This is a genomic window from Tepidanaerobacter syntrophicus (assembly GCF_001485475.2).
In the GTDB taxonomy this organism is placed as follows: domain Bacteria; phylum Bacillota; class Thermosediminibacteria; order Thermosediminibacterales; family Tepidanaerobacteraceae; genus Tepidanaerobacter; species Tepidanaerobacter syntrophicus.
On the sequence record NZ_DF976999.1, the window covers coordinates 229,724 to 254,076 of the forward strand.

Annotated in this window: 22 protein-coding genes; 7 read left to right on the forward strand and 15 right to left on the reverse strand. The window is 38.3% G+C overall.

What is annotated here, in order from left to right; translation table 11 throughout:
* Nucleotides 1-96: 96 nt before the first annotated feature.
* Complete coding sequence (hcp, locus tag TSYNT_RS01980) at nucleotides 97-1,653, forward strand: hydroxylamine reductase (RefSeq protein WP_059031484.1); 1,557 nt, start codon at nucleotides 97-99, stop codon at nucleotides 1,651-1,653.
* A gap of 208 nt (nucleotides 1,654-1,861) precedes the next feature.
* Here hcp and TSYNT_RS01985 read toward each other — a convergent pair whose 3' ends face one another.
* From TSYNT_RS01985 to TSYNT_RS01995, 3 genes are read right to left on the reverse strand one after another with little or no spacing between them, the layout of a single operon-like run.
* Nucleotides 1,862-2,500: an ABC-2 transporter permease gene (locus tag TSYNT_RS01985; RefSeq protein ID WP_059031485.1), complete on the reverse strand. Its 639-nt coding sequence runs from the start codon at nucleotides 2,498-2,500 to the stop codon at nucleotides 1,862-1,864.
* Nucleotides 2,501-2,503: 3 nt separating this feature from the next.
* On the reverse strand, nucleotides 2,504-3,364 hold the full coding sequence (locus TSYNT_RS01990) for an ABC transporter ATP-binding protein (protein ID WP_059031486.1): 861 nt from the start codon (nucleotides 3,362-3,364) through the stop codon (nucleotides 2,504-2,506).
* The gene (locus TSYNT_RS01995; RefSeq protein WP_059031487.1) at nucleotides 3,364-3,741 is read right to left on the reverse strand and encodes a GntR family transcriptional regulator; all 378 of its coding nucleotides are present in this window, start codon (nucleotides 3,739-3,741) and stop codon (nucleotides 3,364-3,366) included. Before TSYNT_RS01995 ends, TSYNT_RS01990 begins: the two co-directional genes overlap by 1 nt.
* A gap of 286 nt (nucleotides 3,742-4,027) precedes the next feature.
* On the opposite strand from TSYNT_RS01995, the gene TSYNT_RS02000 reads away from it, so the two are divergent.
* A complete protein-coding gene (locus TSYNT_RS02000) occupies nucleotides 4,028-5,353 on the forward strand; it encodes a CCA tRNA nucleotidyltransferase (RefSeq protein ID WP_059031488.1) in 1,326 nt (441 codons plus the stop codon).
* On the opposite strand, the gene TSYNT_RS02005 is transcribed toward TSYNT_RS02000, so the two are convergent.
* From TSYNT_RS02005 to TSYNT_RS02050, 10 genes are all read right to left on the reverse strand, one after another.
* Nucleotides 5,350-6,303: a biotin--[acetyl-CoA-carboxylase] ligase gene (locus TSYNT_RS02005; RefSeq protein ID WP_174221074.1), complete on the reverse strand. Its 954-nt coding sequence runs from the start codon at nucleotides 6,301-6,303 to the stop codon at nucleotides 5,350-5,352. The two genes, TSYNT_RS02000 and TSYNT_RS02005, sit on opposite strands and share 4 nt — an antisense overlap.
* A 133-nt stretch (nucleotides 6,304-6,436) precedes the next feature.
* Nucleotides 6,437-6,877, reverse strand: a complete 441-nt coding sequence (locus TSYNT_RS02010) for an OsmC family protein (RefSeq protein ID WP_059031490.1) — start codon at nucleotides 6,875-6,877, stop codon at nucleotides 6,437-6,439.
* Between the two features lie 72 nt (nucleotides 6,878-6,949).
* Nucleotides 6,950-8,782, reverse strand: coding sequence for a translational GTPase TypA (gene typA / locus TSYNT_RS02015; protein WP_059031491.1), 1,833 nt, complete (start codon nucleotides 8,780-8,782; stop codon nucleotides 6,950-6,952).
* Between the two features lie 24 nt (nucleotides 8,783-8,806).
* Nucleotides 8,807-9,697: an MBL fold metallo-hydrolase gene (locus TSYNT_RS02020; RefSeq protein ID WP_059031492.1), complete on the reverse strand. Its 891-nt coding sequence runs from the start codon at nucleotides 9,695-9,697 to the stop codon at nucleotides 8,807-8,809.
* 150 nt (nucleotides 9,698-9,847) lie between these two features.
* Complete coding sequence (locus TSYNT_RS02025) at nucleotides 9,848-10,153, reverse strand: hypothetical protein (RefSeq protein WP_059031493.1); 306 nt, start codon at nucleotides 10,151-10,153, stop codon at nucleotides 9,848-9,850.
* Between the two features lie 73 nt (nucleotides 10,154-10,226).
* Complete coding sequence (pcrB, locus tag TSYNT_RS02030; RefSeq protein ID WP_059031494.1) at nucleotides 10,227-10,934, reverse strand: heptaprenylglyceryl phosphate synthase; 708 nt, start codon at nucleotides 10,932-10,934, stop codon at nucleotides 10,227-10,229.
* The gene (locus TSYNT_RS02035; RefSeq protein WP_059031495.1) at nucleotides 10,924-11,739 is read right to left on the reverse strand and encodes a sugar phosphate isomerase/epimerase family protein; all 816 of its coding nucleotides are present in this window, start codon (nucleotides 11,737-11,739) and stop codon (nucleotides 10,924-10,926) included. Before TSYNT_RS02035 ends, pcrB begins: the two co-directional genes overlap by 11 nt.
* Before the next feature lie 24 nt (nucleotides 11,740-11,763).
* On the reverse strand, nucleotides 11,764-12,951 hold the full coding sequence (locus tag TSYNT_RS02040) for a trans-sulfuration enzyme family protein (RefSeq protein ID WP_083497605.1): 1,188 nt from the start codon (nucleotides 12,949-12,951) through the stop codon (nucleotides 11,764-11,766).
* Between the two features lie 41 nt (nucleotides 12,952-12,992).
* Entirely contained in the window at nucleotides 12,993-13,763 is a 771-nt protein-coding gene (locus tag TSYNT_RS02045; protein WP_059031497.1) for an MTAP family purine nucleoside phosphorylase, read from the reverse strand.
* Between the two features lie 22 nt (nucleotides 13,764-13,785).
* Nucleotides 13,786-15,072, reverse strand: coding sequence for an amidohydrolase (locus TSYNT_RS02050; protein ID WP_059031498.1), 1,287 nt, complete (start codon nucleotides 15,070-15,072; stop codon nucleotides 13,786-13,788).
* Between the two features lie 169 nt (nucleotides 15,073-15,241).
* On the opposite strand from TSYNT_RS02050, the gene TSYNT_RS02055 reads away from it, so the two are divergent.
* Nucleotides 15,242-16,957 (forward strand): ABC transporter ATP-binding protein, encoded by a 1,716-nt coding sequence (locus TSYNT_RS02055; RefSeq protein ID WP_059031692.1) that lies wholly within the window; start codon nucleotides 15,242-15,244, stop codon nucleotides 16,955-16,957.
* A 114-nt stretch (nucleotides 16,958-17,071) separates the two neighbouring features.
* Here the strand turns inward: TSYNT_RS02055 and hisS are convergent, their stop codons facing one another.
* Both hisS and TSYNT_RS02065 read right to left on the reverse strand, forming a co-directional pair.
* The gene (hisS, locus tag TSYNT_RS02060) at nucleotides 17,072-18,409 is read right to left on the reverse strand and encodes a histidine--tRNA ligase (protein WP_059031499.1); all 1,338 of its coding nucleotides are present in this window, start codon (nucleotides 18,407-18,409) and stop codon (nucleotides 17,072-17,074) included.
* A gap of 2 nt (nucleotides 18,410-18,411) precedes the next feature.
* Nucleotides 18,412-20,622 carry an alkaline phosphatase family protein gene (locus TSYNT_RS02065; RefSeq protein WP_059031500.1) on the reverse strand — a complete coding sequence of 737 codons (2,211 nt, stop codon included), beginning with the start codon at nucleotides 20,620-20,622 and terminating at the stop codon, nucleotides 18,412-18,414.
* 178 nt (nucleotides 20,623-20,800) lie between these two features.
* Here TSYNT_RS02065 and steA point away from each other — a divergent pair, with 178 nt between their 5' ends.
* Genes steA through TSYNT_RS02085 form a run of 4 tightly spaced genes read left to right on the forward strand, consistent with a single transcriptional unit; the run spans nucleotide 20,801 to nucleotide 24,344 of the window.
* Nucleotides 20,801-21,925: a putative cytokinetic ring protein SteA gene (gene steA / locus TSYNT_RS02070; protein ID WP_059031501.1), complete on the forward strand. Its 1,125-nt coding sequence runs from the start codon at nucleotides 20,801-20,803 to the stop codon at nucleotides 21,923-21,925.
* 12 nt (nucleotides 21,926-21,937) lie between these two features.
* Complete coding sequence (locus tag TSYNT_RS02075; protein ID WP_059031502.1) at nucleotides 21,938-22,828, forward strand: copper transporter; 891 nt, start codon at nucleotides 21,938-21,940, stop codon at nucleotides 22,826-22,828.
* Nucleotides 22,825-23,517: a glycosyltransferase family 2 protein gene (locus TSYNT_RS02080; protein WP_059031503.1), complete on the forward strand. Its 693-nt coding sequence runs from the start codon at nucleotides 22,825-22,827 to the stop codon at nucleotides 23,515-23,517. Before TSYNT_RS02075 ends, TSYNT_RS02080 begins: the two co-directional genes overlap by 4 nt.
* Nucleotides 23,517-24,344, forward strand: a complete 828-nt coding sequence (locus tag TSYNT_RS02085) for an MraY family glycosyltransferase (protein ID WP_083497606.1) — start codon at nucleotides 23,517-23,519, stop codon at nucleotides 24,342-24,344. Before TSYNT_RS02080 ends, TSYNT_RS02085 begins: the two co-directional genes overlap by 1 nt.
* Nucleotides 24,345-24,353: the final 9 nt, after the last annotated feature.

A 24,353-nucleotide genomic window follows, 5' to 3' on the forward strand; every position in this document is an offset into this window, starting at 1 on the left:
TTCAGGAAATTCTTTTTGTAGCTATAGCTACCGAAATTTTGTTTCAGGTATTGTATTCTAAGAATAGAAAAAACATAAAGAAAGAGGTGTTGGACAATGTTTTGTTTTCAATGTGAACAAACTGCAGGCGGCAAAGGCTGCACCAAAGTCGGGGTTTGCGGTAAAGATGCAAGCGTTGCGCAAAAGCAAGATGAACTTACTTGCGCGCTTATCGAGCTTGCAAGAGCTGCAGATGGTAAAAGCCCCGGGCCGGAAGCTGACAAATTAATGATGGAAGGATTATTTGCAACCGTTACAAATGTCAACTTTGATCCAAATAGAATCCAGGAGTTAATAGAGCTTGTAAAAACAGAAAAGGAAAAACTTGGCGGAGCTGAAGATTTTCCTCAAGATAAATTATGGGATGACGATGTAAATGCGCGTTCACTGCGGTCAACGCTGCTCTTTGGAATGCGAGGCATGGCAGCCTATGCATGGCATGCTCATATTCTCGGAAAAGAAGACAAGGATATTATAAATTGGTTTTATAAAGGAATGAAGGCGATTGGGGAAGATCATTCCACGGATGAAGCGTTAAATCTTTTGATGGAGTTTGGCAACGTAAACTTGCAGTGTATGGCGCTTTTAGATGAAGCAAATACCTCTGCTTTCGGCCACCCCGTTCCTACAACGGTTCCTATGAAGGTAGAAAAAGGACCGTTTATAATCATTACAGGCCATGACCTTCTGGACTTAAAACAGCTGCTGGAGCAGACGGAAGGAAAAGGAATTAATATATACACCCACGGCGAAATGCTGCCGGCTCACGGTTATCCTGAGCTTAAAAAATACCCTCATCTCAAGGGCAATTTTGGGACTGCTTGGCAAAATCAGCAAAGAGAATTCGACGGGGTTCCGGCTCCGATTTTATTTACAACAAATTGCCTAATGCCGCCGAAGGCAAGTTATGCAGATAGAGTTTTTACTACAGGCGTGGTAGGCTATCCCCAAACACAGCACATTAGTGAAGGTAAGAATGGTATAAAGGATTTTTCACCTGTAATAAACAAGGCTTTGGAGCTTGGCGGATATCCTGAGGATAAAATATTTACCGGAATTAACGGCGGAACCGAAGTCATGACCGGGTTTGCAAGAAACGCTGTTTTAGGTGTTGCGGACAAAGTGATAGAAGCCGTAAAGGCCGGAGATATAAAGCATATATTCTTAGTGGGCGGATGCGATGGAGCAAGGCCAGGGCGAAATTATTATACCGAGTTTGTTAAAAAGACACCCAAGGATTCGGTGGTTCTCACCCTTGCTTGTGGTAAATACCGCTTCAATGACCTTGATTTAGGGAAAATAGGCGGTCTTCCAAGGATTATGGACATGGGTCAGTGCAATGATGCATATTCCGCTATTGTGGTAGCAACAGAACTTGCAAAAGCATTTAACTGCAGCGTAAACGATCTTCCCCTAACTCTTGTTTTATCATGGTATGAACAAAAAGCGGTATGTATTCTCCTTACGCTTTTAGCGCTTAATATCAAGAATATATATCTTGGACCTACATTGCCGGCATTCCTGTCTCAAGATGTGTTAAATGTTCTAGTAGAAAAATTTAATATTACTCAAATCAGCACCCCTGATGAAGACTTGAAGAAAATTTTAGGATAACTAAATTAGGTGCGACATCTTTGTCACAAGAATAACACACAGGGAATAACACACAGGGACGGTTCTTTTGTGTTGTCTGACAACACAAAAGAACCGTCCCTGTGTGTTCCCCCTTTCCCCCCTTTCCCACCTTTCGAACCGTCCTTGCCTTTCGGCAATTGCCGCACCTTTTTCGCAAATGAATAAGCAAGTGTGTGACAGATAAAAGTCACCGGGCAAGATATAGCTTCAAAGAAAATTTGTAAGATATAGCAAGCAAAGCAAGGGATAATGCACAAACTACAAGAAATGTTGTATAAATGCTGCTTGAGGTGATAAGAGATATAATAGAAGACAAGAAATTAAAATCCTGCATTTGCATCAAACTTCCTATCTTCTCGAACCCAAATGGCAGAAATATCATTACAAGAAATAATAGGGTCTGGTATGTTGTCGCCTTTTCATAACCATATTTAAAAAATGCAGGAAGGTAGATGGCATTGATAAAGCATATAATTGGAACAAAAAACATAAAACTCATGTAATAAGCGCGAAAATCTTCTTTAATTAATAAACTAAACAGTAAAGAAACTACAGCAACAATAATAAGCATCGACAATAGAAATATATATTTGCTTAAAACGATTACAGATGCTTTTATCGGCAGTGTTCTTAAAAATATGTCACCCTTATCTTTATCATCGTAAAAGCAGCTCCTTATAAGCATGCTGTATGATGCAAAGCCTCCTGCAAAAATAGCGACAGAAGACGATGGTCCGCTAAGAATTAAGATAAAACAAACAAGCATTGAAATTAATAACAAATATTTTCTATTAACATAAAAGTCTTTCATAACAAGGTGTATCATATGTCAATTCTCCTTTTTTGTAAGATGAATAAGGATATCATCAAGGGTTGTTCTATCTATTACAAGCGAAGAAACATCATGACGTGATTTAAAAGATTCAATGTCTTCTACTATGCCGCTAAAGCCGGTTCTTGATATCTTTATGCCCATTAAATCATCTTTATATTCTTCTATCTTCCTAACATCACCTTTGACCAGCTTCCATGAATTTAATATTTTGTCCTTTTCCTCTGAAAAAATTATTCTTCCTTCATTAATTAATGTTATATAGTCTGCAATTTTTTCTATGTCCGAGGTAATATGTGATGAAAAAAACACGCCATGCTCTTCGTTTTGAATAAATTCCATTAGGATATCTAGTAGTTCATCTCTTATCACAGGATCTAAGCCCGAGGTTGGTTCATCTAATATAAGCAGCTCTGGTTTATGAGAAAGTGCTAGGGCTAACGCTGTTTTCATTTTTGTCCCTTTTGAAAGCTGCTTTACTATTTGTGATTTTTTTATACAAAACTTTTCAAGAAGCTCATTAAATCTCTCATCATCCCAATCTGAATAAAATTTTCCTGCAAAATTTCCCGTCCATCCCACCGTCAAATCATCGTAAAAAATTGGCTGCTCATGCACGTACCCTATTTTGTTTTTTATTGGGATTTCGTATTTTATGTTGTCTTTTCCAAAAATATTTATTTTGCCCGAATCGCGTCTTATCATATTCATTATTAATTTTATCGTTGTGGTTTTTCCTGCGCCGTTTGCACCGATAAATCCCATTATGTAGCCTTTTGGCAGCGTAATGTTTATATCAGACAACGCAAAACTATTAAAACGTTTGTTCAGATTTATTACTTCTAGTATATTTTCCATCAATACTCCTCCTCAAGAATTTTACGAAACATCTCTTCCAGCTCTTTTTTCAAAACTCCGTTTTTCTTAGCTTCGGTAATTATCTCCCGCATTTGCTGCTCGATTTCAGCCCTTCGCATAGACGCAATTTTATCTGCATCATAATCAGCCACGAAACTTCCTTTGCCCGGCCGTGTAACAATAAGTTTTTGCTGTTCGAGTTCAAAATAGGCTCGCTTTGTAGTTATGACGCTTGTCTTTAAGTCTTGAGCCAACTGTCTTATTGATGGCAGGGCATCTCCAGGCGCAAGTTCACCGGTTAAGATTTTATTTTTTATACCTTCAAAAATTTGCTCATAAAGGGGTCTTGGATCATTGTTAGAGATAGGTATAAACATAATTCCTCCTTATCTGTGTATATAGTATATATACAGTATATATACAAAATTTATTTATGTCAACATTATTTTACAGAACACACAGGGACGGTTCTTTTGTGTTGTCAGACAACACAAAAGAACCGTCCCTGTGTGTTATTCCTGCCTCCTGTGTTCACCCCTGTTCCTGTTCCTTCTGTTCTTGTTCCCTCTGTGCTATGCTTGCTTCTCTGTTCCTTTTTTTGCTTTGTTAAGCATACATATTAGTGTATAATATAAATAAAAATACTCGATTTGGGGTTTTGCTATGATTCAGTTTAATTTGCCGTTTAAAATCAAAGAGATATGCCTTAAGCTTAAGTCTGCAGGATTTGAAGCTTATGTTGTGGGGGGAACAATAAGGGATATAATAATAAATAGAGAAATTTCCGACTTTGATATAACGACTAATGCATTCCCAGATGAAATTAAGTCAGTTTTCCCAAATGCAAAACCTTATGGCGATTTTGGCACTATGCTTATAGTAGAAGATGGCATAAAGGTAGAAATAACCCCATATAGAAACGACGCACCAGGGCGCAAGCCTAACTATACTTTTGGCGGCACTATATATACCGACCTTTCCCGTCGGGACTTTACCATTAATTCTATTGCCTATGACCCAATAGAAGATAAGCTTATAGATCCATTTGGCGGAATCGACGATATTGAAAAGAGGGTTATCAGGTGCACCGGTTCAACTAGGAGAATCTGGGAAGATCCGTTGAGAGCCATGCGCGCAGCAAGATTTCAGGCACAGCTTGGCTTTTCAATCGAAGCTTCTACGCTTTATGCTTTAAAAGCACAATCTTGCGAACTGGCTACTGTTTCTTGGGAGCGAATACGAGATGAGCTTTCAAAAATCTTGACGGCGGATTATAATTTCGAAGGTCTAATAACTCTCGTGATAACTGATCTCATGAACTATATAATACCAGAACTTATGGCGGGCATGGGAGTTATGCATTCAAACAAGCCTGTCGATGTCTTAGAGCATAACCTTATAGCGTGTAAAATAATAAGAAACACATTGTCGTTGAGGCTCGCTGCTCTTCTCCATGATATTGCAAAACCCGCAACAGCGGTAAACGGGGAGGATGGCATAAAATTCCCCAAACACCAAATCAAATCAGCAGCTGTTGCAAAGAAAATCCTTCAAAGGCTTCGGTTTGACAACAAAACAATAAAAAAAGTGGTTCTCTTGATTGAAAACCACATGTTTTACTATACTAAAGATTCTTCTTTGGCAGATGCAAGAAGGCTTGTGTCAAAAGTGGGCTGGGAAAATATATACGACTTGATAGATCTGCGTGTAGCAGACAAGATAGCCAGCGGGTTCGATACGATTTATTCTCCCGGACTTAAAAAGCTGATTATGGATCTTGAAGTTATTAAAGAAGAGAACAGCGACTATCAAATAAAGGATCTTGCAGTTACCGGTAAAGACATCATGACAGAACTAAAAATGCCAGCAGGTCCGCAAATAGGTGAAATCCTAAATTTTTTGCTGGATAAAGTTTTGGAAGACCCTTCTTTGAATAACAGGGATACTCTTCTTGAACTTGCAAAAACATATGCAGCTGCTAAATCTTAATCTTCGTTTTGTCTCAAAGATACATCTCCGCTTAATACCCTTGCAATATCCCCATCCTGTTTTTTAACTAATAAAGCTCCGAACTCATCAATATCTACGGCAGTTCCTTCAAAGCTGCCGTTTATGCTTTTTATGTTTACTTTTTTGCCCAGATTTACACATAATGATTTCCATCTTTCAAGTATCTCGTAAAACCCTTCTGTCTCAGCTTTTTCGTAATAATCCTCAAGTTTACTGAGAACTGCACACAATAACTTTAATCTATTTATCTTCTGTCCTTTTACTTCCTTCAAGGAGACAGCGATATCCTTTAGCTCTTCGGAAAAACTGTCGTTATTTGCATTAATCCCAACACCGATTACCACATAATTTACGGCATCTAATTCAGCGCTCATTTCAGTGAGGATGCCGCATACTTTTTTGCCGTGAATTAAAATGTCATTAGGCCATTTTATGTCTGCTTCAATTTCTATTTCAGACCTAATAGCTTCAGCTACCGCAACTGCCGTCATAATGGTAAGCTTTGGAGCGTCTTGGGGTAATAAATAAGGTCTTAGAATCACAGAAAGCCAAATTCCGCCCAGCGGCGACTGCCACTGTCTTTCTATACGTCCCCTGCCTCTGTTTTGTCTTTCCGCTATCACTAATGTTCCCTCAGGCGCCCCTTCTTGAGCTATTTTTTTTGCCGCATTATTAGTTGAGTCGATAAGTGAATAATAATAAATTTCGCTCCCCAAAATAGATAAATCGCAGGACGACCATATCTCTTCAGGAAGCAAGAGGTCCGGCGACTCTTCGATACAATAGCCTAAGCGCGATGAGGATTTTATTTTATAACCCCACTCTCTTAATGTATTTATTTGCTTCCATACTGCTGTGCGGCTTATACCAAAGTCTTTGCTGATTTTTTCGCCTGAAATATATCTTCCTCTATTTTCAAGAAGTAACATTAAAAGTTCATTCGGCTGTGATTTATTAGATACTAATGTAAGATTTTCGTTCACTATTACAGCACCTCTTGTTTCGGTAATATACTATAATGCCGCCGGAAACTGATTCCGGCGGCATTATGAAGAAATTTAACTAAGCTTTAACCTCATATGTCCCAACTACCGGCACTCCTGCCAAGGTATCTTTTACAGGACAGTGTGTCTCGATAAATTTATACAATCTATCTATATTCTCTTTTGGAGAGTCGGATACTATATGCATTTTATAGCGGATTTCCGAAAAACCCTTTCTTACATTAGGATTTTTGCCTGTAAAACCGTCAGGGTCTATGTCGCCTTCCAGCTCCACTGAAAAACCCTTAAGATCTACATTAAATTTTGGAGCAAAGGAACTTGCTACAATACTCATGCAGCCGCCTAGGGCACATAACAATAATTCAACAGGATTCATAGCTGTGTCTGTGCCGCCATCGCTTATAGGCTCATCAACTGTAACCTTAAAGTTTCTGGCCGCACATTCCACTAAAGTGCCACTTTTCCAATCAGCTTTTGCTTTTACTGTATTTACCGCCATTGTCGACACCTCCATGTGAAATTTACTACAATTAAATTATACCGCTTTTTCTGCTTATTGTCACGGGTTTAGTTAATTTACTTTACTTGTTCTTCCTTTCATTTTCTGCCGATCTTGGCGGGAGAGCACTGCCTTTCTCATCCTGAGGCTTTTCGGCGTCACTTCTAGAAGCTCGTCATCTGCGATAAATTCGAGGCACTTTTCGAGGGTCATTTCTTTTGGAGGAGTCAGTCTTAAAGTCTCTTCAGCAGTTGAAGAACGCAAATTTGTAATATGCTTTTTCTTGCAAACATTGATATCCAGGTCATCTGGTCTTGAGTTTTCGCCCACTATCATCCCCTCATAGACTTTTGTCTGGGGACCGATAAAAAGCGTTCCTCGCTCCTGGGCGTTGTAAAGACCGTAGGTGTTGCTTTCTCCAGTTTCAAAGGCTATAAGGGATCCTCTGTTTCTTGTAGGTATATCGCCTTTGTAGGGAGCAAAGCCTGCAAAAACCGAGTTGATAATACCTTCACCCTTGGTATCAGTTATGAATTCAGACCGATAGCCTAAAAGACCTCTTGTGGGAATTTCGAATTCAAGCCTTACGGAGTTGCCGCTGAGATTTTCCATGCTAAGGAGCTGGCCGCGCCGCATACCCATTTTTTCCATAACAATTCCTACATAGGCTTCAGGAACATCTATAACAACAGATTCAATAGGTTCCATAATCTTGCCGTTTACTTCTTTCATGATTACGGTGGGCTTTGATACCTGAAATTCAAAACCCTCTCGCCTCATGGTCTCTATCAGCACAGAAAGATGCAGTTCTCCTCTGCCGGAAACCTTGAATTTATCGGGACTATCTGTTTCTTCAACTCTAAGGCTTACATTGCTTCTGGCTTCTTTAAAAAGTCTGTCTCTCAGGTGCCGAGAAGTAATGTATTCCCCTTCCTTGCCTGCAAAAGGACTATTATTAACACTAAATATCATAGAAAGAGTCGGCTCATCTATATTTACATAAGGCACCGGTTCAGGTTTTTCCGCATCTGCAATAGTTTCCCCTATTTCGATATCTTCGATGCCGGTAACAGCTATAATATCTCCGACTGTAGCAGATTCAGCAGGTTCTCTTTTTAAGCCGTTAAATTCAAAAAGATTGCTTATCTTAACTTTTTCAATCGACCCGTCTTTTTTGCATACCGCATATTCTTGTCCAACTATAATCGTGCCGCGAAATACTCTGCCAATAGCGATTCTGCCTACATATTCATCATAATCAAGGGTGGTAATCAGCACCTGGACAGGAGCATCTGGGTCCCCCACAGGAGCTGGCACATAGTTTATTATAGCTTCAAATAGAGGTTTTAAATCATTTGACGTGTCGTTTAAATCAAGTTTCGCATACCCGTCTCTTGCAGAAGCATATATTACGGGAAACTCTATCTGTGAGTCATTTGCACCTAAATCAATAAAAAGCTCTAGTATCTCATCTAATACTTGGTTTACCCTGGCATCAGGTCTATCAATCTTATTTATCACAACAATTGCCGGCAAATCTAGCGCCAGCGCTTTTTTCAGCACAAAACGCGTTTGAGGCATGGGACCTTCAAAAGCATCGACCAGCAAAAGAACACCGTCCACCATCTTTAAAACCCGCTCTACCTCTCCGCCAAAATCAGCGTGGCCGGGGGTGTCAATAATATTTATTTTTATTCCGTTATATGTTACTGCTGTGTTCTTTGCTAAAATAGTTATGCCGCGCTCACGTTCAATTTCGTTTGAGTCCATTATTCGCTCTTCAACTTTTTGGTTCTGGCGAAATATACCACTTTGTTTTAGCATTCCGTCAACAAGTGTCGTCTTGCCGTGGTCTACGTGAGCTATAATAGCTATATTTCTTATATCATTTCTTTTAGTATTCATCTTTACTGCATCTCCCTCGGGGATTTAAACATAAAAATACATCTTCCCATCTATTATATCCATACTTATTGATTGTTTTTCAAGAAGAAAGGTTAAAAAAGCACTCACAGAGGTTATTGTTATAAAGTACTGAGATATATTCATTGGTATATCATACTTTTTTATTATTAGTTCTGTCAAGTCTTCTCTAGTTTGAGGCTGAGAAAGAATATCGGTTATCAATCCAAGATTCTCATTTATATTGTCAATATTTTTTTGTATTAAAGACTTTGGGTTTTCTACCGGTCCGTCGCAGTGAGAAATTACGTAGCAATCATAGTTAGATTCAAGTAAAAACTCCAATGTCTTCAAATGCGCTCCCACATCAAAGACAAAGGGCAGAGGATATTTTTCCATTTTATCCTCGCTAAAAAAGGCGTCTCCGCAAAAAATAACCCCATCTTCGGTAACGATTCCTATTTGGCCGATTGTATGGCCTTCAAGAGGCACTATCTCAAATTTCTTGTCGCCAAGTTCAACAAAACCCTCCGTAAGTTCTATGTCTACTGCTGTATCTTTAGCCTTCAAGACTCGCGTGGAAAGTCCCGGCATCGGCGCAGCGCCATATAATATAATATTTTCCATATTGCTGTTTTCCATAAACACCTTTTCTAGTGGTGATGCTCCTATAATCGAAGCAGGCTGATTTTCTTTTATAAAATTATCCGCCCCAAAGTGATCAGGATGTGCATGGGTATTTAAGATATACTTTACCTTAAGTCCGTTTTCTTCCAATGTTTCTAAAAGTTTTCTGCCTGTTGTATTATCAAGTCCCGTGTCTATCAGGGCGCATAACCCGTTTTTATATCTATAAACACCAACATTGGTAGGTGCCTGGATATAGTAAGTGCGTCCCCTAAGTTTTGTAAGTTCCATCTAATTTCCTCCATATTAAAACAATTAACATAAGCACTATTAATATTATACATATGTTTGCCTACTAAAATCAAGAAACTTGTAAAATGTAAAAAACCTGCCAAAAAACAGGCAGGCTTAAAAACCGTTAAAACTAGATAAAAAACTTAATCACAATTGCTCTCCAACTAATTCATAGTATTTATTCTTCCAATAATCAAGACGAGCCTTCATATCCTCCACAATCTTAAGGTCCTGGTCGATGTAAAATCCTTGTTGGATACGCTCTTCTTTAGCTTTAATCCCTTCTTCATAAGCCCTTAGGGCATCCGCCAACAATTTTTTTGCAAATTCGACGCGTTCAATTTCATGGGGCCAAGTAGAATTTTTGTAATCCCTTATAAACACCTTTAAAATATTGAAAAGCATTTCGCCATCTGTATAAAGATTAATATTAAAATCCAGGTTTTGTGACATTTTTCAACCTCCCGGAATGAAGTCTTGTGAATATATTATTCCACAAAAATTTGCAAAATCCTTCATATATTTTTCATAATTCTAGGTTCGTGGATTTTGCCGCTTTCACCGTGTCCTTTAAATTTTTTATCGAGTCAGTATAAATCATGTTTCCAACTACAATGGTATCCGCAAATTTGCTTGCGATTTCTGCTTTTTTAGCATCATCAATCCCGCCACCATAGAATATTTTCGCTTTATTAGTTCCTTTTTTGATATGAGAAATAAGTTCAGTATCGCCAAAGGTTCCGCTGTATTCTATGTAAATCAGTGGAAGGGAGAAAAGGTGCTCTGCGCAATTTGCGTATGCTAAGGCATCTTCTTTTCCTAAAGGGCAAAGTGCTTTACTAAGTTTTGCAGCAGCACAGTCAGGATTGAGTATGATATAACCTTCGGGAAGAATTTCATCCCACTCCATAAGGTCGCCTACAAGTTTGACAGCTTCCTTATGCGCCCCTATAATCCACCGAGGATCATTGGAATTTAAAACAATGGGTATTAAGTAACCATCAAAGCCAAACGTTATAGCATTTATCGTAGAAACTTCTAAAACCTTAGGCAGTGGATATGGTTTTAATAGTTTGAAAAGCTTTAGGACATTTTGTCGTGTAATATTTTGAGTCCCTCCTACAACAATAGCATCAGTACCGCTTTCTACAACTTTCTGTACCAACCATTCATCTGCCGGTTTGTCCGGATCAAGTTTTACAACATGTCGCCAATTTTTCCACTCAGGAAACACCAATATCCTCCCTCTTATAATCAATCATTGCAGCTAATCGCGAAATACTTTTAAATGCCTTTAGCAAAAAAGTATCTGCTCCTGCTTTACTTTCTTCATCTGTCGGATATACCTCAAGGGTTAAGCCTCCATGAAACGTTTTGGCGGGAAATTTATCCGTAAATTTATTCCAGTTAATTGTGCCACCTCCGGGAAGCCAATGTCTGTCCCGCTTTCCATCATTATCCGAAATATGTAAGGCTATTAATTTTTCACCAAAGTCTTCTAATAGGTTTTCCTCGTGATTTAGCACTGCATGAGAAGTATCATAGCAAAGTCCTAGATTTGGCGATTCTATTTCTGATAATATAAAAGGTATTCCTCCGGTCATCTTTGTATTTTCCAGCGCAATTTTTACATTATATTCCTCGGCTTTTTTTGTAAGGTAAGATAAGCTTTCGATTCCATATTTATTTATAGTTGGGATTTTATCTCCTTCTACAATATGCATTACCATAATAGGTATCTCATGTTTTGCGCAATCTTCAAGCCATGCCGTATGCTCTTTTAGAATTTTTTGTCGAGCGGACTTGCTCTCGCTCCATAAATCAGCGGAATCAGTAAAAGGGGCATGAATGTTTTCCAGATACAGTCCTGCCTCTCTAACCATTTCCGGCATTGCATTTTTAGGAATACAAGGTGTTCCCTCTTCGTCTTCCCACCATAGTGAAGTTGCCTCAAAACCGGCGCTTTTTATGAGATCAAGTCTTTCGAATATAGGCATGACAAAACCAAACCATGAAAATATGCCCAATTTTAGTGTCATTGCTTAAAATCTCCTTGCAAAACTTTAGTTTAAGGTGTCAAGAGCTCTTGAAAGGTCGCCAATAATATCTTTTACGTCTTCTATCCCAACCGAAAGTCGAACCATACTTTCGGTAAGTCCAAACTCTCTTAACTTTTCTTTTGGATAGCCGGCATGAGTCATTGCTGCCGGAAGCTCAATAAGGGTCTCGCAATCTCCAAGACTTACTGCAAGCTTAGCCAATTTCACATTATTCACGAATTTTTTTGCAGCTTCAAGACCACCTTTTACCTCAAAACTTATCATAGCTCCAAAGCCGCTCATTTGCTCTTTTGCTAAAAGGTGACCCTTCGCGGTTTCAAGTCCGGGATATATCACAGATTCGATTTTTGGGTGGCCTTTAAGAAACTTTGCAATAGCAATTGCATTGGCCTCGTGTTGGCGCATTCTAAGACCTAGAGTTTTTAAGCCTCGCAGCATGAGCCAAGCATTAAACGGACTCATGACTCCCCCAAATTCACACATATACTCGAATTTCAAATCCCGTATATAATCTACATCTTTGGAAACCGCTACTCCTCCCAGCGCATCACCATGGCCGCAAATATACTTAGTTGCGCTGTGAACTGCCACATCTGCGCCTAGGGAAAGTGGTTTTTGAAAATACGGAGTCGCAAATGTGTTATCGACTACAACTTTTGCATTGTGAGCCTTCGCTATCTCTGAAACCTTGCGAATATCTATGATGTCAAGGCTCGGATTTGCCGGCGTTTCAAAATAGAGGACTTTGGTATTTGCATCTATCGCAGCTTTTACCGCTTCAAGGTCCGTAAAATCTACGCTCTTGCAGTTAATTTTATATTTTGTAAGCAATTTATGGGTTGCGGTATAGCTGGAACCATAAAGAACTGTATGGGTAAGTAAGGTGTCGCCCGGGGAAAGAAATGAAAAGAGAACCGATGTAATAGCAGACATTCCTGAGGCAAATGCTACAGCGTCTCTGCCATCTTCAAGGCCTGCCATCCTCTTTTCAAACAGCCTTAAAGTAGGGTTATTACCTCTTGTGTATAAATACCCCTCTTTTCTAAAATTCATTATATCTTCGGCATCTTGCACATCATCAAACACGTACGTAGATGTCATGAATATCGGCGGATTCAAAGCATTTGCAGGATTATTTTCTTCATTTTTACCATGTATTGAAAGGGTATCAAAACCATAATCGTCGTTCATTTTTATTCCTCCGTTTTAGTAACAATCATTTTTTATTCATATTATAGCTTGATTAAAGAAGCATTACATTTGCAATCATCTTGGGAAAGTTCTTCTTCGGTAAAAACTGTCATAAATATTTCCGAAATAAGCGCCTTATTGCTCTCCACTGCACCTTTAATATCATGACCTGCCACATCGCCCTTTATTCCGGTGCACCAATTAGTAACAATTCCTATTGCCTGATAGCACATGCCCAGCTCTTTGGCAAGGACCACTTCAGGCACGTTTGTCATACCGACTACATCTGCTCCCAGCATTTTATACATTTTGATTTCGCTGGCGGTTTCAAATCTCGGGCCTTCAGTGCATGCATAGACTGCATCGCCTTTTATGTTAAGACCCATGGTTTTGGCGTATTCTTTAAACTTTCTTCCAAGATTCGGGCAATACGGGGCATCCATGGCAACATGGACAACGCCCTTTTCTCCACCTTCATAAAATGTAAGAGGGCGCGTCTTAGTAAAATCAAGGAAATCCTTTAATACTACAACATCTGCCGGGGCAAAGTTTTCATTGCATGAACCTACGGCGCAGGTGGTATATATGTATTTTACACCTATGTCTTTTAGTGCCTTGATATTTGCCCTGTAATTTATTAAATGAGGCGGCACCGAATGTCCCTTCCCATGTCTTGCAAGAAATGCGACTTCTTCGCCACTTTTTGTTTTTACCACATCAATTGTAACTGATCCGTATTCGGTTTCGATTTCTCGAGAGCAGGCTTCGCCTATATCGTAAACTCCGGTTCCGCCTATTATTGCTTTTTCCATATATTTTCACATCCCTTCAGCTTTAAGCTCCTGTTAGCTTTTGAGCGCAGCGCGCCGTATTGTACATGGCCTTCTCTAAGTCTATTGTTTTAAGTTCATAATTTTCCATAAGTATCTTTCCATCTACAATTACAGTGTGTACATCAGATGCTTGGGCGCAGTAGCATACAGCGGATAGAGGGTTGTGTAGAGGACATAAATGAGGCTTATTTAGGTCGATGAGTATAATATCTGCCTTCTTTCCAACATCTATGCTTCCAAGTTCACCATCGACTCCAAGCGCTTTAGCTCCATTTATTGTTGCCATCTTTATAGCAGTTTCTGCAGGAATTGATACAGCATCATTGTTTACGCATTTATTTACTATTGATGCAAGGTGAATTTCTTCAAACATATTAAGGTTGTTGTTAGATGAAGCCCCATCAGTGCCAAGGGATACATTTACTCCGGCTTTTACCATCTTTTCAACAGGCGCAAAACCGCTGGCAAGCTTTAAATTGCTGGTAGGGTTATAGGCTACGCTTACATTGCATTCTTTAAGTATCTGGATATCGTCGTCATCAACATGGACACAGTGAGCTGCAATGGTGGGTCTTTCAAAAATTCCCAGATCATATACATGTTTTATCGGTGTCTTTCGCCATTGTTTTATACTGTCATTTACTTCTTGCCGCGTTTCCGAAAGATGAATATGAATTCCTATCCCCAATTCATCCGCCAGTGCCTTTACCTTCTTGAGATAGCGCGGACTGCAGGTATAAGGAGCATGGGGACCGGCAAAAATCTTAATTCTTCCATCCTTGCCGTCAAATTTTCTATAAAGCTCTTTTGTTTCTTTTAATTGAAATTCCATACCTAACGGTTCATCAGTAAGTCCTCTTGCAATATACGCCCTAACTCCTGTTTCCAGGGCGACTTTAATGGTTTCTTCTACAAAAAAATACATATCAAGAAATCCGGTTACGCCGCTTTTTATAAGTTCTGCGATTCCTAGGACAGATGCCCAATAAACGGCTTCAGCAGTCAGTTTTTTCTCAAGAGGCCATATCTTCTTCGTAAGCCAATCCTGGAGCAGCATATCATCTGCATAATTTCTAAAAAGATTCATTGCAAGGTGTGTGTGAGTGTTTATAAAGCCCGGCATAACTAACATATTATTTGCATCAATGATTTTATCAGCACCAAAACCTTCGCTAATTTCTCCAACCTGAACAATTTTTGAATTCTCTATACCTATATCAACTTTTTTAACTACTGCCTTATCTTTTTCAAAGAGCAAAACCCGGCCATTTTTTATAATTAACTTCAAGATATATTACCTCCCCTTCAACAAATATCTGAATATATCACACTATAAATACAGTTTAACATATTATGCAGGGCAAATAAACAAAATTCCATAAGATATACTTCCATTGATTTTATCCTTTTATTTTCTTATAATGGTTTTAGCTGGAATTATTCTTGAGGGTGAAAAAATGATACGGGAATTTACAAAATATTACAGGGCCCATGTGCCGCTATTTTTATTGGACTTCGGCAGTGCTTTTCTTGCATCTCTTCTGGATTTAGTTTTTCCAAAGGTTGTTAATATTGTTATAGATGATCTGCTGCCTCAGAGAAATATTCAATTGGTAATTAGAATCGGAATATTCCTATTTTTCCTTTATATTATAAGGTATATATTAGGATATATCGTCCATTATTATGGTCATACCCTTGGAACCAAAATTGAATATGATATGCGCCAAGACCTTTTTAACCACATACAAAAACTCTCCTTTACTTATTTTGACAATAATAAAACCGGACATATAATGTCCAGGATCGTCAATGACCTAAACGAGATATCGGAACTGGCGCATCACGGTCCCGAAGACTTATTTATCGCATCAGTTACATTGATTGGCACCTTTTTTATTCTTTTAAATACAAATTGGCAGCTAACACTATTGATTTTTGCCATAATGCCTTTTATGGCTTGGTTTTCTATAAGCAAAAACCAGCAAATGGAGCAGGCTTTTAGGAATACGCGGCTGAAAATCGCTGACATAAATGCCCAACTAGAAGACAGTATATCGGGCATCAGAGAAGTAAAGGCATTTACAAATGAAGACTATGAAAAAATAAAATTTCAATTTGGAAATGAAGGTTTTAGACAGGCAAAACAAAAAGCATATAAAACAATGGCCGAGTTCTTTTCGGGAATGGATTTTCTTTCGAATTTTATAAACCTTGTGGTGCTAATCGCCGGTGGATGGCTTTGCTACAGCAATATGATGACAACAGGCGAGCTGGTGGGTTTTCTCCTTTATGTATCTATGTTTTTGCAGCCTCTGCGGCGCATAATGTCTCTGCTTGAGATATATCAAAGCGGTATGGCAGGTTTTAGAAGATTTAGGGAGATTATGGAAATTGAACCGGAGATAGTCGATAAACCCGGTGCAATACCGCTGGACAAGGTTAGGGGAAATATAGTTTTTGATAATGTGGCATTTAGCTATGATAATAAGACAGAGGTTTTTTCAAATATAAGCTTTAAAATAAACGCCGGAGAAACTGTGGCTTTTGTTGGGCCTTCCGGCGCCGGAAAAACAACGCTAGCAAGCCTTATTCCCAGGTTTTACGAAATCGAAGAAGGGGCAATCTACATCGATGGAATAGATATCCGAAATGTCACTCAAAAATCATTAAGACAAAATATAGGTATAGTTCAACAAAATGTATTTTTGTTTACCGGCACCGTTCGGGATAACATAGCTTATGGAAAGCCGGATGCATCAGATGAAGAAATAATAAAGGCTGCCAAAAAAGCCAATGCCCATGACTTTATAATGGAACTTGAAAACGGATACGATACCTATATAGGCGAACGGGGGGTTAAGCTTTCCGGCGGTCAAAAACAGCGGCTGGCTATTGCAAGGATATTTTTGAAAGACCCGCCTATTTTAATCTTAGATGAAGCTACATCTGCTTTGGATAATGAAACTGAACAAATTATTCAAGAGTCATTATTTGCACTTTCAAAAAACCGGACCACATTAATAATAGCACATAGACTGGCCACTATAAGGCACGCAGGGCGTATATTTGTTTTGACTAAAGATGGAATAGTCGAGGAAGGAAGCCATCAGGAACTCATCAGCAAGCAAGGACTATACTATAGGCTTTACAATGCTCAATTCGGAAGTTAAATTAAAGGTGCCTGCGCTAATAATTGCGCAGGCTCAGTTTATTATTTCTAATAGTATAATTTTGTCAGTTATATTATTATCATAAATGATATTGGCGCATCTGATTCAAGGATTTCAGGAATTCTGAGCAAGTTGTTCTTGTATGATTTTAACCGCTTCTTCCAGCTCTAGAAGTTTTTGAACACCTGACTTCATGTCTTTTAGGGAGACCTTATTGTTTTCTGTTTCTTCTTCGCCTATAAATATCACGTAAGGGATTTTAAGGTTGTTGGCATAACTTAGTTTTTTGCTTATTTTTACATCTTCAAAGTGTATTTCGGAGACAATGCCATTTGCTCTGAGGGTATTTGCAACTTTTATAGCATTCAGGTTGAATTTTTCTTCCATGGGTATCACTAAAACCTTTGTAAAAGTTATTGGAGAATCTTCTTTAAGAAGGCCCGCTTCTTTTAGTTGATAAAAAAGGCGAGTAAGTCCTATTGAAACTCCTACTCCCGGCAGCTTTTGAGTTGTATAATATTCTGCCAGATTCTCATATCTGCCTCCTGAACAGACACTGCCAATTTCCGGATAATCATCAAGAAAGGTTTCATATACCGTGCCGGTGTAATAGTCCAGCCCCCTTGCAATAGTCAAGTCAATGGAGTAATTTGCAGGCGGAACGCCAAATGCTTCAGCATATTCTGTGACCTTTTCCAGTTCCTCTATACCTTCTTTAAACATTGCAGATGTAAGATTAAGTGCTTTAAGCGATGCAAGTTTTTCCTCATTTGTTCCTTTTATTTTGACAAATTTTAATATCTCATGCGATGTATCATTCGAAAGTCCTAGTTTCGAAAGTTCGCTGATAACACCCTTTTCTCCTATTTTTTCCAGTTTATCAACTGCCCTTAAAACTTCAGTTGTATCTTCTATATTTAACGAGCCAAAAAAGCCGTTTAAGATTTTTCTATTGTTTATCCGTATTGTAAAATTACCAAAGCCCAGATTTTTAAACGTGGAGTATATTATGCTTACAATCTCAGCATCATAAATTACGCTTAATCTTCCATTGCCTATAATATCTACATCGCATTGATAAAATTCTCTAAATCTTCCCCTCTGGCTCTTTTCTCCTCTGTAAACCTTGCCGATATGGTATCTTCTAAACGGAAAATTTAGTTCTGAAAAATGCTGTGCCACATACCTTGCAAGAGGCACTGTAAGATCAAACCTTAATGCCATATCTGTATCGCCTTTGGTAAACCGATATATCTGCTTCTCAGTTTCTCCTCCGCCCTTTGCAAGAAGTATTTCGGACCTTTCGATAAGAGGGGTTTCAATCGGCACAAAACCGTAATTTTCATATGTTTTTCTTATCACATCTTTAATCTCGTTAAAAAGTATTTGATCTTGCGGTAAAAGTTCTAAAAAGCCCGGTAATGTTGCAGGCTTTACAATATCTTTGCTCAAAATCATACCTCCGTTCCATTTTTGGTCATTTGTTTGTTGTTCTCTATTTCGTCAATGCACATCATAATTAAGGGTATCGTAAGCGGTATCATCATAGTAGCAGCTGCCACAACTCCTGAATCATTAAAGGCAAGGGCAGCAAGCGTAGCTATAATGCCTGCTATAAATCCAAAATAAAGATAAACATGTTTTCTAAATATTTCTTTCAAGATGCCCACAGGCCTTGCAAAAAGTATGCATAAAGTAGCCACAGTGCCAAAAAGCACCCAGACCCAGGATGAATACCTTATGAGTTTGTAGTTCATCGATAGCTTTCTTGCGAATATCTGAAACAAGGCAAAAAAGCTATTGTGCTTTATAAGCTCAGTGGTCTGTCCGATATGAGATTGGGCATTAGAAGACGGCCGCATGCCATCATATATAAATAAGGCTAAAATAGATACTACTAAAAGGCAAATAAGTACTAAAAAGTCTTTTTTTGTAAGTTTTCCCCTTGTATTTAAGATAACTGATACACCAAAACCGATAAACGCTGCCATCGAGCCTCCTACATTTGTCCCTAATGAAGGTGCCATAAGTGTAAGCAGGATTACTAAGTAAAAAACCATGCTTAATATCTTTATAATTTTCTGCTTGCCCCCTGCCCGGTCCATAATAGCAGCGATGCCGATTATGGCTGCGCCTATCAAAAATCCCATATATTCATTGCCGATTCCATAAAATCTTGCTCCTACTATAGGATCATATCCTAAAATCGAAACCCTCATTAGAGGATTTTCTAAAAATGTATCTATAAGTATTATAAGCACCGGTGGAAGGCAAGTTGCTATAAAAATCTTTAAGTTGTCTTTTAAGAAATAAAAAACTAGTAAGCTTACTAAAAGTACGCTGCCTATAAGGCATAAAACAAACTTAGGTACGCTCCAGGGGCTTGCCAGAGGTAAAAGCAGCAGCATTGTCGGGGTTATTAGAACTCCTATTAACAGGAATTTTACATAGGTTAAATATTTTTCAAAATACTTTATAGATATTAGAAATAGTATAAGGACTCCTATAATGAATCCGATGTATGTCTTTACAACCGATGAACGTATTTTGTAGTTAAAAATTACAATTCTATTAAGCTCTTCTAAATATCCTAATGGATTTTCTATGTTTTTTGCAGTCAATTTATGTCCTGTCATAGAAGCATCCTTTGGAATACCAAAATAGTCAAGAATACATGCTGCAATATCTGTGTTAGTTACAATTCCATCTCTTTTTGTAGTGGCCGACGTTAAGGTTCCGCAAGGGATATTTTTATTTAAAGCTATAATCGGAGTAAGCCTTTTACCGGCTGATGAATCTTCTGTCGAGGGGAAGGGGACAACCAGCAAGAATAGGGTATTATCATCAATTTGGGAAAACAGTTTTCCAATAAGTTTATCTGTCTGACTGAAAATTTCAGACTTTATTCCATTATATCTATCCTCGGCAATATCCATATATTTGTTTAGTCTTGACATATCCCCGGGTTGAATTACGATAAAATCAGCCTTATCCTTTATATCGCAAAAAGCCGTATACAATTTATCATAATCACTTCGTATCCCGTAAGGACTCATAGGATCATGTGCAAGCAAAGTCTGATTTACAACTCCAAAATCTGTTATCCCATTTTCATCTGTGGTTATAAGTGATGCATTTATTTTTATATCATCAAAGTCTGTGTCTTCATTCCCTATTATTGCTGTCTTATAACCATTTTCATGAAGCAGTGTTCCCAAAAGCGCAGGTTTTGCAATGCGGTTTAATTTTTTATTCTGTAAATTAAGTTCTGTAATTCCCACATTTGCGATGTTTTCCAAACTCATATCATTGCCTGTATTTCGCTTATAAACCACATTTATGGGTTCATTATGAAATAGATCATAATAACCTCCTGCATAAGCTGCATAGTTTGCACTTGTAGCATACGCCCCTGCTCCGATAGTCGCGTATGAGTTAGCAGATGTAAAAGAGCTGGCGGAGTTTACATTCATAAGGCCAAGTGCACCGTTTTTAAGTAAATACTCAATATTTTTCCCGCCATATGTAACCATTTCTTCATAATTTGTGTCATCAAGAATAACCATTATGACCTTTTTCTCTGAAATTGGTTTTGCATATCCATAATGTGGTATAATCATTACAAACATTATAAGTATCATAAAAATTACGATGCCTTTTTTCATATATCCTCCAAAAATAATCGTGTTTTCATATTATACATCGCTATTATATCAATAGGATGCCAACCTTGCAACAAAATTGAAATTTTCAAATAGTTGAGATGGCTCTTTCATTGTGCTAAATTATAGGAGGATAGATTTTTCTAAACCGTATATTAATTTTCGAAGGTGTGAAGTTTATATGCCTATTACCGGCACTGCAAAGATTGATTATAGAACCAAAAACCTGATCAAGCGCTTAAAGCCGGGAGATATTGCCATAATCCATCATGAAGACTTAGATGAAGTAGGAGCGCTGGGTCTAGTAAATTGCAAGGTTAAGGCTGTTATTAATGCGCAAAAATCAATAACGGGCCGTTATCCTAATCCCGGTCCTGAGATACTGGCAAATGCCAATATTCCGATTTTAGATGATGTAGGCGAAGATATAATGTCGCTTGAAGAGGGCTCTGTCATTACAATCGAGGATGACGGCAAAATTTATTGCGAAAACAAACTTATAGGCGAAGGGGTATTTTTGACTCCCGAGATTATTAAATCAAAAATGGAAGATGCAAAACGAAACATTGAAAATTCCCTTGATGAGTTTATAAACAATACTTTGGACTATGCAAAAAAAGAAAAATACTTAATAATGGGCGGTGTCTCAATACCCGATATAAATACTCCAATTAACGGACGGCATGTTTTAATCGTTGTAAGGGGCAACAACTATAAAGAAGATCTTGCCGCAATTAAAACTTACATTGATGAAGTCAGACCCGTACTTATAGGAGTTGACGGCGGAGCTGATGCGCTTTTGGAGTACGGCTATACCCCTGACATTATTATCGGTGATATGGACAGCGTATCAGATAACACTTTAAGAATTTGCAAAGAAAAAGATATTGTAGTTCATGCATATCCAGACGGCAGATCACCGGGGCTTGAAAGAATAAAGAAATTAGGCCTTGATGCAAAAATTTTCACATCTCCCGGCACTAGTGAAGACATAGCAATGCTTTTAGCGTATGAAAAAGGCGCAGATTTAATAGTAGCTGTAGGCACTCATTCAAGTATGATAGATTTTTTAGAAAAGGGCCGTAAGGGCATGGGGAGCACTTTTTTAGTCAGGCTGAAGGTCGGGTCAATCTTAGTAGACGCAAAAGGTGTCAGTAAGCTTTACAACCAAAGATTGCGTCCTTCCTACATGCTGGGAATTTTTGCTGCCGCTTTGGTGCCGATTCTTGTAATTTTTAATATTTCTCCGCCTATTAAGCATGCATTAAAACTCTTGGAACTTAGATTAAAAATGCTTTTACCTTAAAGGAGCAAAAATATGCTGATTAACATAAAATATTTAGTCATTACTGTAATATCGATTTTTTTAGCACTGGGTATTGGTATACTTGTAGGAGTTCAGATGGATTCTGAAGAAATTATAGTTGAGCAGCAGGAAATTACGCTTCAAAAAATGGAAGAAAAGTTTAGTGAACTCAATCAAACCAACGAGGAACTTAAAAACCAGATCCAGAAGCTCTCTGATGCAAACCAATTAAGCGAGACTTATATAAAAAATATTTTTCCCGACTATATAAAGGGTAAACTTGCAGGAATGCACGTTGTAGTTGTTGAAACATCCGGAGACTACGTCTATACCGAGATGCGTCAAGCTCTTAAAACAGCAGGTGCCGATGTTGTATCTATAAGTTTTGATAATGATAAACTTTTTAATATGACCGAAGAAGACGAAAGCGAATTGATGGCATATTTCAAGCTTGCAAGCAAGGAAAACATCATTCCTGCCATTGTCAAAAATGTTTCAGATGCAGCTTATGGCAAAGCAAATAAGGAGAACTTAGCTTTTCTAATAGAAAAAGGTATATTATATGTTAGCGGTAATTTGGAAACTCCTGCAAACTATGTGGTTATTGCCGGAGGAAGCAGCCGAGACGAAGGCGATAACAGATATGAAGCCATTGATATCCCTTTGATAAGAGAACTTAAAAAATATTCCCTACCGGTTATCGGCGTAGAAACTACGGATGCAAAAATTTCCTATATTGAAATGTATAAAAAGCAAAATATCTCTACCGTCGACAATGTAGATACTGTAATCGGACAAACTTCGTTGATACTTGTTATGACTGGAAAAGAAGGCCATTACGGAGTCAAAAACAGTGCTAATTCACTTATGCCTTTCTTGAGCGAGGAGGAAAAGACCCAGTGAAAGTAAGCATACTAATCCCAGCTTTTAATGAAGAAAAAAACATTGCAAAAACTCTTGATGGTTTAGCGGAATTTAAAGATAAATTTTGCAAGGAACGCCAAATAGAATTGCAGGTATTGGTAATTGATGACGGATCCTCTGACCGAACCGCAGCGATTGCGGCAGAGAAGGGGGCAAAAGTTATAAAGCTTGTCTCAAACACCGGAAAAGGCGGGGCCCTTCGGGAGGGACTCAAGTATGCAGAGGGTGATATCATAGTCTTTTTAGACGCAGATTTACAGGAAACTTCGCAAGAGGTATCCAAATTGCTGCTTCCTATTCTAGAGGATAGTGCCGATGTAACCATTGCCAAATTTAAGCCGGTGGCCGGTAAAAAAGGGTTTGGCCTTGTAAAAGCATTGGCTTTTTACGGGGTTAAATCCCTTACAGGTAGAGAAATTACAACAGCACTTTCAGGTCAGCGAGCCTTCAAGAGGCAAGTCTTAAATGATATCCAGGGGATACCTGAAGGCTTTGGCATAGAAGTCGGCATGTTGGTAGATATACTCAGGAAAGGCTATAGAGTGCAGGAAGTAGACGTGGATATGAGTCATGATGTAACAGGTAGAGATTTTAGTGGTTTTGTTCATAGAGGCAAGCAGTTTTTAGATATTTTAAAAGTTCTTGTTCGAAAAAAGGGGGGTCGATAATGTCTACATTTTATGTTATTACTTTTTTGCTTTTTTTAGCGGCAACTTATCTTGCGACTCCACAGTTTATTAGTATTTTTGAAGAAGGGAAAGCACTTGTAAAAAACTATAAAGGGGTTTTAATACCTCAGGGAATCGGCATTATTTTCCCTATTTTTTATCTTGCTTGGTCTGCTCTATTTGGATTAATTTTCGGCAAATTTCCGATGGATATATTTTTGATTTTACTTGCTGTTTTTTCAGCAAGTTTTATTGGCTTTATAGATGATATGCTGGGCGCAAGAAATGTTTTAGGTTTTAAGGGGCACTTTGGCAAGCTGCTGCAGGGTAAACTTACAACCGGAGGATTAAAGGCTATTTCGGGTTTGCTTGCTGCCTTCGTTATAAGTGCGGTTATTGCACCGGATGCTATTTTTGAAGTTATTTTAAACACTCTTGTCATAGCACTTTTTACAAATCTATTTAACTTACTGGATTTAAGGCCGGGCCGTTCTATAAAATTTTTCCTTATTTTATTTATAGTTTTTCTTCTAGGGCTTGCATTTGGGCAAAAATTATCTTATGCTCTGCCATATCTTCCTTTGGTGGGAATTATTTTAGGTTATTTCCCTTATGATTTAAGTGCCAAGTGCATGATGGGCGATGCAGGTTCAAATGTTATCGGAATGTCAATGGGGATTCTTGCTGCCTCTGCTTTTGAAGTTTATACGAAGATTTTGATTCTGATACTTCTTATAGCAGTGCATATCTATACAGAAAAATATTCGCTGACAGACTTGATTAATAAAAACCGTTTTTTAAGTTTTTTAGACGAACTTGGCAGATAAAGGAGAAAT

What these genes read in the sequence shown, in the direction of transcription:
- hcp (WP_059031484.1), top strand. Translation starts at nt 97, where the DNA reads ATGTTTTGTTTTCAATGTGAACAAACTGCAGGCGGCAAAGGCTGCACC.
- TSYNT_RS01985 (WP_059031485.1), bottom strand. Translation starts at nt 2,500, where the DNA reads ATGATACACCTTGTTATGAAAGACTTTTATGTTAATAGAAAATATTTG.
- TSYNT_RS01990 (WP_059031486.1), bottom strand. Translation starts at nt 3,364, where the DNA reads ATGGAAAATATACTAGAAGTAATAAATCTGAACAAACGTTTTAATAGT.
- TSYNT_RS01995 (WP_059031487.1), bottom strand. Translation starts at nt 3,741, where the DNA reads ATGTTTATACCTATCTCTAACAATGATCCAAGACCCCTTTATGAGCAA.
- TSYNT_RS02000 (WP_059031488.1), top strand. Translation starts at nt 4,028, where the DNA reads ATGATTCAGTTTAATTTGCCGTTTAAAATCAAAGAGATATGCCTTAAG.
- TSYNT_RS02005 (WP_174221074.1), bottom strand. Translation starts at nt 6,303, where the DNA reads ATGTTACTTCTTGAAAATAGAGGAAGATATATTTCAGGCGAAAAAATC.
- TSYNT_RS02010 (WP_059031490.1), bottom strand. Translation starts at nt 6,877, where the DNA reads ATGGCGGTAAATACAGTAAAAGCAAAAGCTGATTGGAAAAGTGGCACT.
- typA (WP_059031491.1), bottom strand. Translation starts at nt 8,782, where the DNA reads ATGAATACTAAAAGAAATGATATAAGAAATATAGCTATTATAGCTCAC.
- TSYNT_RS02020 (WP_059031492.1), bottom strand. Translation starts at nt 9,697, where the DNA reads ATGGAACTTACAAAACTTAGGGGACGCACTTACTATATCCAGGCACCT.
- TSYNT_RS02025 (WP_059031493.1), bottom strand. Translation starts at nt 10,153, where the DNA reads ATGTCACAAAACCTGGATTTTAATATTAATCTTTATACAGATGGCGAA.
- TSYNT_RS02035 (WP_059031495.1), bottom strand. Translation starts at nt 11,739, where the DNA reads ATGACACTAAAATTGGGCATATTTTCATGGTTTGGTTTTGTCATGCCT.
- TSYNT_RS02040 (WP_083497605.1), bottom strand. Translation starts at nt 12,951, where the DNA reads ATGAACGACGATTATGGTTTTGATACCCTTTCAATACATGGTAAAAAT.
- TSYNT_RS02045 (WP_059031497.1), bottom strand. Translation starts at nt 13,763, where the DNA reads ATGGAAAAAGCAATAATAGGCGGAACCGGAGTTTACGATATAGGCGAA.
- TSYNT_RS02055 (WP_059031692.1), top strand. Translation starts at nt 15,242, where the DNA reads ATGATACGGGAATTTACAAAATATTACAGGGCCCATGTGCCGCTATTT.
- TSYNT_RS02065 (WP_059031500.1), bottom strand. Translation starts at nt 20,622, where the DNA reads ATGAAAAAAGGCATCGTAATTTTTATGATACTTATAATGTTTGTAATG.
- steA (WP_059031501.1), top strand. Translation starts at nt 20,801, where the DNA reads ATGCCTATTACCGGCACTGCAAAGATTGATTATAGAACCAAAAACCTG.
- TSYNT_RS02075 (WP_059031502.1), top strand. Translation starts at nt 21,938, where the DNA reads ATGCTGATTAACATAAAATATTTAGTCATTACTGTAATATCGATTTTT.
- TSYNT_RS02085 (WP_083497606.1), top strand. Translation starts at nt 23,517, where the DNA reads ATGTCTACATTTTATGTTATTACTTTTTTGCTTTTTTTAGCGGCAACT.